This window comes from Limnoraphis robusta CS-951 (genome assembly GCF_000972705.2).
This window is the reverse complement of the sequence record NZ_LATL02000299.1, coordinates 1-9,650: the sequence shown is the minus strand read 5'-3', so window position 1 is coordinate 9,650 and position 9,650 is coordinate 1. Positions and strand designations below refer to the sequence as shown.

8 protein-coding genes are annotated in these 9,650 nt (G+C 42.5%); 2 read left to right on the top strand and 6 right to left on the bottom strand.

Annotation, left to right across the window (positions count from 1 at the left end):
* Positions 1–64 precede the first annotated feature (64 nt).
* Together WN50_RS25040 and WN50_RS33550 are read left to right on the top strand one after the other, a co-directional pair.
* Complete coding sequence (locus WN50_RS25040; RefSeq protein WP_046278466.1) at positions 65–1,561, top strand: DVUA0089 family protein; 1,497 nt, start codon at positions 65–67, stop codon at positions 1,559–1,561.
* 106 nt (positions 1,562–1,667) lie between these two features.
* The gene (locus WN50_RS33550) at positions 1,668–2,360 is read left to right on the top strand and encodes a PPC domain-containing protein (protein WP_046278465.1); all 693 of its coding nucleotides are present in this window, start codon (positions 1,668–1,670) and stop codon (positions 2,358–2,360) included.
* 66 nt (positions 2,361–2,426) lie between these two features.
* On the opposite strand, the gene WN50_RS25030 is transcribed toward WN50_RS33550, so the two are convergent.
* The 6 genes from WN50_RS25030 to WN50_RS25005 form a co-directional block, all read right to left on the bottom strand.
* Positions 2,427–2,618, bottom strand: a complete 192-nt coding sequence (locus WN50_RS25030) for a chlorophyll a-b binding domain-containing protein (protein ID WP_046278464.1) — start codon at positions 2,616–2,618, stop codon at positions 2,427–2,429.
* Positions 2,615–3,628: a succinate dehydrogenase/fumarate reductase iron-sulfur subunit gene (locus WN50_RS25025; protein WP_046278463.1), complete on the bottom strand. Its 1,014-nt coding sequence runs from the start codon at positions 3,626–3,628 to the stop codon at positions 2,615–2,617. The genes WN50_RS25030 and WN50_RS25025 overlap by 4 nt, the downstream gene beginning before the upstream one ends.
* Before the next feature lie 127 nt (positions 3,629–3,755).
* Positions 3,756–4,577, bottom strand: coding sequence for an SGNH/GDSL hydrolase family protein (locus WN50_RS25020; protein ID WP_235441123.1), 822 nt, complete (start codon positions 4,575–4,577; stop codon positions 3,756–3,758).
* Between the two features lie 105 nt (positions 4,578–4,682).
* Entirely contained in the window at positions 4,683–7,610 is a 2,928-nt protein-coding gene (locus tag WN50_RS25015; RefSeq protein ID WP_235441122.1) for a glycerol-3-phosphate acyltransferase, read from the bottom strand.
* Between the two features lie 123 nt (positions 7,611–7,733).
* Positions 7,734–8,636 carry an amino acid ABC transporter substrate-binding protein gene (locus WN50_RS25010; RefSeq protein WP_046278461.1) on the bottom strand — a complete coding sequence of 301 codons (903 nt, stop codon included), beginning with the start codon at positions 8,634–8,636 and terminating at the stop codon, positions 7,734–7,736.
* A gap of 227 nt (positions 8,637–8,863) precedes the next feature.
* The coding region (locus WN50_RS25005; protein ID WP_049561137.1) for a phosphate ABC transporter substrate-binding protein at positions 8,864–9,650 on the bottom strand (787 nt) is incomplete at its 5' end.

Sequence of the window (9,650 nt, the reverse complement as noted above, 5' to 3'; positions counted from 1 at the left end):
CCCGCCCCGTTTTCCAACCCACCCCCTAACTTAATATCGGTGGTCAATTCAGCGGGAGTGATCAATGAATCTAAAATTTTTGAGTTTAGCAACATCTGGCATCTTAGCTGTGGGAACAACGTTGAGTGTAAATGTCGCTTATGGAAGTTCCTCTAAAACCCTAATCAACTTAGGCTCCTCGGCCGATGAACTCAATTTCAACTCCAACTCTGTAAATTATAAGTCTAACCGACTACTGGCTCAAGGTGAGGATGAAGAAACGAATATTCGGGTTTATGAACAAGCGAGTCCGGCTGTTGTTTCGATAGACACGGAAAAAGCCAATGGTAGTGGTACGATTATCAGTCCAGATGGTACGGTTTTAACCAATGCTCATGTGGTTTCCCACGGTGGAGAGGTCAAAGTTACCTTAGCTGATGGTCGAGAAATGATAGCTGATGTCATCGCCTATGGAGAAGATGGGCTAGATTTAGCGGTTCTGAAAATTCGCAATGCTCGCAATTTACCGACGATTCCGATTGCCAGTCCGGCTTCGGTAAAAGTGGGTCAACGCGCCTTTGCCATTGGCAATCCCTTTGGTCAATTTCAAGGAACATTTACGATTGGAATTGTTAGTCGAATTGATGGAGAACGCAATCTTATTCAAACCGATGCGGCGATTAATCCGGGAAATTCAGGCGGACCGTTACTCAATAGCAAAGGCGAATTAATTGGCGTCAATACGGCAATTTTTACACGGGGTAGTAGTGGCGGTAATATTGGGATTGGTTTTGCCATTTCGGTTGATAAAATCCCCTCATTTTTGCAGGCGGTCAAAGAAGGACGTGCGCCTCGAGTGGCTCAATCTCAAAGACCGTTGGCATTTTCGGGTCAATCGGCTAAAAAAATTATCCTGAATGGCCCCGAAGTTAGAGGTCGCCTCGATCAGAATAATAGTATTTTGCCGATTGATAAAAGCTACTATGATATGTATTCTTTTGAGGGAAAAGCCGGTCAGCAAATTGCGATCGAAATGAGCAGCCAGGATTTAGATTCTTACTTAATTTTGCTGAATTCCGATGGTAGTGAATTGGCACAAGATGATGATAGTGGTGGCGGTAAGAATGCCAAAATTATTGTTACTCTACCTGCCACTGGCGAATATATTTTGTTAGCAAATTCCTATGAAGCGGGAGAGTCGGGGGACTATCAATTAAAACTACGAATTGCGGCAGAAAACCTCAATCCCTCTGATCGCTCAAATCGGTTAATTTTAGAGGAACAGGGAACCTTAGATGGGACAGATGCCGTCCTTCCTTCCGATGGCAGTCGGTATGACGAGTATAGCTTTGAAGCAGAGGCAGGTCAGGCTGTGACCATTCGACTCGAAAGTTCAGATTTTGATCCCTATGTAGCTTTGTTTAGCCCGAACGGTCAACTTGTGGGAGAAAATGACGATGCCAACCAGTCCGAGAAAAATGCGGTCTTGACCCTCACTTTACCGATGACAGGTCGCTATCGAGTCGTCGTCAACGCCTATGATAGTACAGGTCAAGGTCAGTACCTGCTAACCGTTCGATAAACATCTACTTGTTCGAGATCAAGACGGCACTCCGATCTGAGTGAATGTCCAAACTCGTCAACTGAGTTGGGCTGACTTTCCATTTTCCGTCCCATAGAGGTTATTTATGCATCAAATTCAATTTTGGGCAGTGATTGCTAGTTTACTGACCGTTTTTCCCGCTCATGCTCTCAGTCCTGATTTAAGCGTTCAGTCTCGTCTGGCCGGATCAACAGACGCGAATTCTGATGAGATCAAAGGGGTTCAGGTTGATAATATCTTGGCTCAGGAAACACCCTCACCTGAACCGGCTCCTGAACCGGCTCCTGAACCGGCTCCTGAACCGGCTCCTGAACCGGCTCCTGAAACGCCCTCACCAAAGCCCTCACCAACGCCCTCACCAACGCCCTCACCAACGCCCTCACCAACGCCCTCACCAACGCCCTCACCAACGCCCTCACCCTCACCAACCCCAGCTCCGACTGAGGCTCCAGAATCATCTAATTTCATTTTAAACGAGCAAGGCGAGCTGGGTGAGGGTGACTCTGTATTAGCCTCTGATAGCAGTTTGTATGATGAGTACAGCTTCGAGGGCAAACAGGGACAAGAAGTGACGATTTCGCTAGATAGTAGTGAATTTGATACTTATTTAGCCATCTTCACACCGGATAATAAGTTGCTCGAAGAACATGATGATATTAGTCAGAGCAATTCCAATTCTCAAATCACAGTAACTTTGCCCAGTGATGGAACTTATCGGGTGATTGTTAATTCCTACGATGATAAAGGACGGGGCAAGTATAACCTGACAATCAAGTAGAACATCGAAAATGAGGAATGAGAAATTGAGTGGTAATCAATCGTCTCATTCCTGCTTCCTTGCATCTTAACGCAAACCTAACCAGGTGAATAAATCTTGGCCAGTGAAAAACTCCAGTCCCAAAAGAATCACAAAACCCAGCATAGCAAAGCGACCATTAATCTGCTCGGCATAGCGAGTCCAACCAAAAGCGGGTTCCCAGGGAGTTGAGTTTGGGGGAGGATTGGAGTCTGTAGTCGGAGGAGTGGAAGAACTCATTTTTGCTGCTCCAAGCGTTGAACAGATTCAATTAGCGATCGCACGGTTTTTGTCCCTTCAGACGGTTCAAAGCTCAAGGGAAACTTACCTCGACTGAGCATTCGTAACCCTAACGGTCCTAAACCGAGCAATGCTTTAACATCACGCAGATAGTTGCCAATCACTAAAATACCAAACTTGCGTTCATCTACCCAACCCCCTTGTTTCACCAAATCCACTAACACTTTACGATGACGAATGGGGGTGCTATCGTTTGCATTTTTCCGTTCGAGAATTTCGTGTTTAATTTTGGTAATTTGATCCAGTGGGGCGACTTCCATCGGACAGACGGTATTGCAGTTGTAGCAGCGAGTACAGCCCCAAACGCCTTCTGTTCCTTGATTGTACTGTTCTATGCGCTCCAGAGTGCGATCGTCACGGTTATCGGCAAGCATCCGTTGGGCTTTTGCAAGGGCGTGGGGGCCTGCAAATTGGGGATTAACTTCTAAGGCATTACATTCAGAATAACAAGCCCCACAGAGAATACAATTCCCCATTTGGTTGAGTTTGGCTCGTTCTTCGGGAGTCTGCAAAAATTCTCGTTCGGGAATGGCTCGACTCTGGGTGCTAACATAGGGTTCAACTTTTTCTAGATTTCCCCAAAATCCTTTCATATCCACCACAAGATCTTTGATCACGGGCATATTTCCCATCGGAGCAATGGTAATTTCAGGAATTTTGTTCGCAGCATTCTCAACGGAACTGGAAGCGGCAATTTTTTCTAAACGAGCCAATTCGCTACCAATATTTTCTTTACAAGCTAATGCTGAACGGCCATTAATTCGCATTCCACAACTTCCACAAATGGTATTGCGGCAATTTTTGCGAAAGGCTAATGTTCCGTCTATTTCCCATTTAATGCGGTTGAGACAGTCAAGAATTGTATTTCCGGGATCGACTTCCAGCTTGTAAGTTTGAACATGGGGGCTATTGTCTTGAGTTTGGCGAATAATCTTAAACTGAACTTCCATATTTTTTGAGTGAGGCTTTATTTTTCAGTATAAGGACTGTCTGAGGGATTGGCAATTGCCGTGATCATTCTGATTGAAAATCTAGGATTTCTTTAGAAAATGCTCGACAGAATATCATCAAAGTGAATTACTCGATCACTTGTAACTTTTGAATTTGTTGTTCAGGAATTCCCCAACTGCGTAAGATGGTATAAGCCAAAATCTGATGACCTGCTAAATTTGGATGAATCCCATCTCGAGTTAAGATATTTTGGGCTTGTCCTCCATAACGTTGATAGGTTAAAATAACATCTCGAAAGGGAAGATTTAGGTCAAGAAATTTGCATCTATTTTGAGCAGAAACCTCTCGCATCACCGCTATATATTCACGCAAACGGATATTTTCTCGACTGTTTAAATCTTCAGTAATAATAGTGGGTGACAATAACAAAACGGATATATTTCGCGATTGTGCTGCTTGCACCATTGCCGTTAAATTCTGACGATAAACTTCTATATTTTGCGTGTTTTGCTGTTCGGTACTGGAATTTTTGAGACTTTTAATAATATCATTGACACCAACATTAATCGTCACCAAATCCGGCTGTTTTTCTAAAACATCTTGTTGAAATCTTACCTGTAAATCTCCTGAAGTTTGACCGGAAACTCCCGCTTGAATCAGTTGAATTTTTGACTGAGGATAGAGGGTATTCAGATATTGTTGCATCAGCCATACATAGCCGCCATAATTTCCGCCTGCTTGGGTAATACTATCTCCCAATAAAATAATTTTTTGTTTTCCTTCGAGGGGAGTTACTTGTTGTGCGGGAGTGAGTTCAACCGCAATAGGAGTTGAGGGGATACTGAGAATTAATCCCACTGTAAATAATCCAGAAATTGCCCGAATAAAATTTTTATGGGGTAATATTTTAAAATCAAACGAAGTCATTTTAACGTTATTTTGATTCATAACAGGCGTTTTTCTTACACTCCTCTAGTCTAAATTTATCTTTGATCATTCTAAGTTAAAATCAGTCATTGATAACATTTATTGTGCTTGCTTACTCTTGTCTTTTCAAACTCCATCCTCGGTTAAAATTTCTACAGTTCCCTGATAACCATCCACTCGTACACGTTGACCATTTTTAAACCGAGAAATCGCATTCGGAATATTCATCACGGCTGGAATTCCATACTCCCGAGCGATAATTGCACCATGAGAAAGTTGTCCACCCACTTCAGAAATAATCGCTTGAGCATTTATTAACAAAGGCGCCCAACCTGCATCTGTATAAGGAACAACTAAAATCGATTTTTCTCGACCGTTTGTCAGACTATCTCCAATACTACGACAGACTCGAATCGTTCCTTCTACACAACCCACACTCGCGGGAATTCCAGTCAGAATTGATAAATTTTGTTGTTCCATATTTGTAGAACTTACGGTTTTCGGAAGCTTATTTCCATAAACTAAAGTTGGAACTTGATAAGTTTTATCCCGTTCAAACTGTTCTCGTCTATTTTTAATTTTCTCTTTGATCAAATCAGACTTTCCATGACGAATCCAGGATTGGATTTCAACAAACTCTAAAAAGAAAATATCACTTTGATTTTCTAATAAATTAGCAGCAATCCCTTGGTTCGCAATGGCTAAAAACGTCCATCGTAAATGTGCTAAAAGTTTGCCATAAACTTCAGCAATTTTACCTTTTATAATCGCCCGTTCCCGACATTGAGAAAGTCGCAAACTTTGCCAGGGATTGAGGATTTTAAGATTAAATTTTTCAGCTTTTACCGATGGATTTTGAACCATTGATAAAAAAGTTTTACGAAACATTTCTGGCTGTTCTTTCCAAGTCGAGACGGCAATATCAGTACCCACCTCACTCAAATAACCGTAAGTATCTAACCAAGTGGTAAATTCTTCCTGTAAGGTTGACATTGTATTGAACTGTTTTTCCAACTCGGATAAGGAAAGTATTTCCTCAATTGTTGTTTCTTCTCTAAATTTATGGGCTAACTGTTGTAGCGAATACATCGCCATAACTTCGGGGTTGTTTTCGGTGGGCAACCATTCATCTGAAACTTTAAATATTTTGATTCTAATTGCCAACCCAATCGGGGCTAAAATATTATAGTAAGTTACTCGTTTGAGCAAGTTTTGAATTCCTTCTGAACGCTCAAGGAGTTGGCTGAGAGACTGAGAACTTAAGGCAAAATCGCCATAAAAATCCGTTTCTAGTTGCTTGAGTTCTGGTAAAAACTGTTGATGATAATCTTGATTAAATGATTTGACAATTCGCGACTCTCGCCGAACCAAACGCCACAATCCGGGTAAAGAGGGTAAGAGTTTACTGAGGGGAGGTTTTCCCATTTTTTGACCTCTTAATAAGAACTCTAACCCCTGTTCTGGTAATCCCATCATTCGGAATATTGTTCCGAGGAGTGTCGCATTAAAATAAGCATGAGATCCTAACAACGTTGCTGTTTGATTAAAATCTAATTCTGCCGCTTTTTTACCCAAAACTAGCTTGAATATTTCGCCCCAAACGCCACAAGTTAAAGGACGATTAATTGACCAAGTTAAAGGAGGAATTGCCCCCGGAATCACTTCTGCCGCAATGGTTCGCGTCCAAATAGGCCTAAGATTAGTAATCGGACGACTTTGTAAAATCCAAATATGTTCACCATCCCAACTCCATTCAATATCTTGCGGTAAACCGTGATAAAAGGTTTCAATCTCTTGTGCTAATCCCACCAATTCTGCTATAATACTACCAGGAAGGAGAGAGGTATTTTTGACAAGATTTAAGATTTCTTTTTTCGGATCTAACGTACTCAAATTGATTTCTAAATGAAGGGGTGTAAATTTTCCGCCGACCACAGCTTCCCCCCCTCCAGGCAAAGCTTCAATGATCACTTTTGCTGAACCATCGAGGGGATGACGGCTAAACATCACCCCGGCTACTTTGCTACTAATATAAGGTTGAATTAAAATGGCAATTCCTTCATCGTGAAGTCGCCGTTGACGACGATAGGAAATGGCTTCTGAACTCCAATAAGACTGACAACATCTATCAATGGCATTGATTAATTCAGCTTCGGTTGTAACTGGCCCTATCGAGTCATATTGTCCGGCGGCTGAACTGTTATCGCTATCTTCTCCAATGGCTGAAGAACGAACAATTAAAGGAAGTTGAGAACCCGGAATCGGAAGACTAAAATTAGAAAGCTGTTGTGAGGCTTGTGCTTTCGCTTTGAAAGCGGGTAAAACCCAACCCAAAGGCACTTTAAATCCGGCTCGTTTCAGTTGACTCAATCGAGCCGCTTTTTCACCATAAACTTGGTCATCCAAAGGTTCTGATAGAGAGAATAAACGCTGTGGTTGATACAAATCTAAATCATCTCCTTGACGCAAATTAATTAGAACTAAAGTGACAGATAAACCAATGGCAGTGAACAGTTCTAGAAAAAACTCAGCGAACTGGTATCCGGAAAATCGCCACAATCCCACCCAAAACGGCCCACTCAGACAGCCCCAACGCACGCCCCGGAGTCTAGCTGAAGTCGAGTCAGAAGCTAAACGTCCGATTTGCCAAATCAGCACCCCTGTTATTCCTGAACTCAATGCCACAATTGGAGAGTAAACGAGAATTCCCCAGGTTGCGTTTGTCACACCTCCGCCTCGGGCGATCAGATATCGACCCCAGACGACGGCAATTAACCCAACTAATTCTAAAGCAGGAATCTCAGGAAACCAGAATTTTGCCAGCAGTACAGGTAAAATTCCCTTGGCTATTTCTGCCAAAACGGCGGTAATTCCTGCCTTTTTTCCGGCGTGGGTGAAGGCTGCCGCCACACTCACATTCCCTGTACCGACTTGGGTTAAGTCAATACCTGTCAGTATTCTAACGCTGAGGTCAGTCAGAGGGAGAGCGCCTAAACTCAAACTGCCGAGAATGAAAAAGACAAGTTTCCAAAGGAACATCTGATTCGAGTTCATACATAAGATGATTTTCTCATGTTTTCTCGTAAGATTGTAATATTTACCCGCTCTAACTGGAGTCTGTGTGATTCGTAGCTGAAGACAGTTTCATTTTTTCTGGCATTTTTCTATTTCTAGATTTTACCAAAGCCCTCGTCTTAGCTGTGTCGGCTCTAGACTAGAACGATTCGCCGTATCCGAAAAACGTTCATAGGGAAAACGTCCCGTCTCCGCATTAAACCATTGATTCCAAAGATCGGTATTTTCTGAACTGGTAATCGTAGAGTTGATAATATTACTCCAATCTAAGTTATTCTGGGGAAAAATACAACCGTAATTTTCAAAGCTCAGAGGTTGTTGGGGAATCAAACGATACATTTTAATATCTTCCCCTTGCTTTAAGACTTCTCCAATCAACAAAATACCATCACTGGCGATCGCATCAATCTCATTATTTCTCAGACGTCGTAAACCTTCTGTTCGGCTTCCGATGATTTGCCAACTGGCTTCAGGATACATCGGTTTTAGGTCAATCTCTGTTGTTGTTCCTTGAATAAAAGCGATAGAAACTTCATTCGGTGTCAACCCTTCCAACACTTCCTCTGTGGTTTGAGTCGGATCTAGACGTTCCGCATCTTCTTGTTGAACTAACAACTGTATTCCGGTTGTAAAAAACGGGATGGAAAATTCAACCGTCTGTTCTCGTTTAGCTGTAATACTATCCGCTCCACACACCAAATCAATATTACCACTTTCTACCGAACTAAAGCGATTTTGCAGAGTCACAGGTTTAAACTCTAGTTTAATCGGCTTATTTAATTCTTGTTCCAGGCGACGATGAATGAGCTGCATTAACTCCACAGAATAACCCTCAAAGTTATTACTGTCGTTAGAATAGCTAAACGGAATCGCATCTTCACGCACACCCACCGTTAAAACACCAGTCCGGTTCACTTTTTCTAACACCGTTTCAGCAAGGCTGGGAACCTGAAAACCAACAGTCAACAGAAGGCTAAATAAAGAAATTGTAATTTTAGTGTTCATCTCGTTAAATTGATAGCACAATTTAAAATTCACAATACAGCAGTCAGTTTACAGTAAACTGTTACCCCTTTTTTCCGTAGGGGCGGCTTTAAACAGTTAACAGTTACCAGTTAACAGATTATAGTGAACAGGTGATAACTGTAAACACTGATAACTGACAACTGAAAACACTGGTCAGCTTAACTCATTGGTTTCTTGGGTTTCCTTTGTCAACCCAACCTACAAGGCTAATTTTCCCGAAAAATCACCTGTTGTCCTTCCGGCGAAGTCGCATAGCCTAAAATCGCTTGTACAGCCGGAGTCGCAGGTTGTTTATAAACATAATACAACTGTCGTTGATAAGGATAACTAACAGATCCCGGTTGTACACCCTCAACAGGAACCGTTCTTACCGTTTGTTGATTAACAACTTGAGTAAATGTCGCGTATCCAATGCCATCTTCGCCCAATTGTCGCAGCATTCCCGTCGTTTCATCTCGGGGTAAAGTGGTAATATTGGGTGTAGTGCCAAAAGTCCGACCCTGTAAAATCATCTCCTGAAATGCTTGATGAGTCCCGCTAACCGCAGGACGGTTAATCACTTGAATGGTTGCATTTGGCCCTCCAACTTCTGACCAGTTGGTAATTTGTCCGGTGAAAATACCGTAAACTTGACTATCTGTAAGTCCGCCTTGGTAGGGGTTATTCACACCGACAACAATGGCAATTTGATCAGAAGCGATCGGTAAAGCTTTTAAACCCTGTTTTTCTTCTTGAGGAGTCAGCGATCGCGATACCCCTGCAATATCGACTTCTCCATTCAGAACCGCTTGAATGCCATTATTCGTCCCATTGGCGGCTGTTTCCACCTGAACACCAGGAAATTGACGTTCAAACCCTTGTTTGAGGTTTTGGTTAATCATCACCATACTGGTTGAACCGTCAATTCTCACCTGAGTATTAGGAGGAACTGATGCAGGGGAAGGAAAAATTTCTGCATCCGGGGGGGGAGGGGGAGCTGTGAGTTGAGTATTT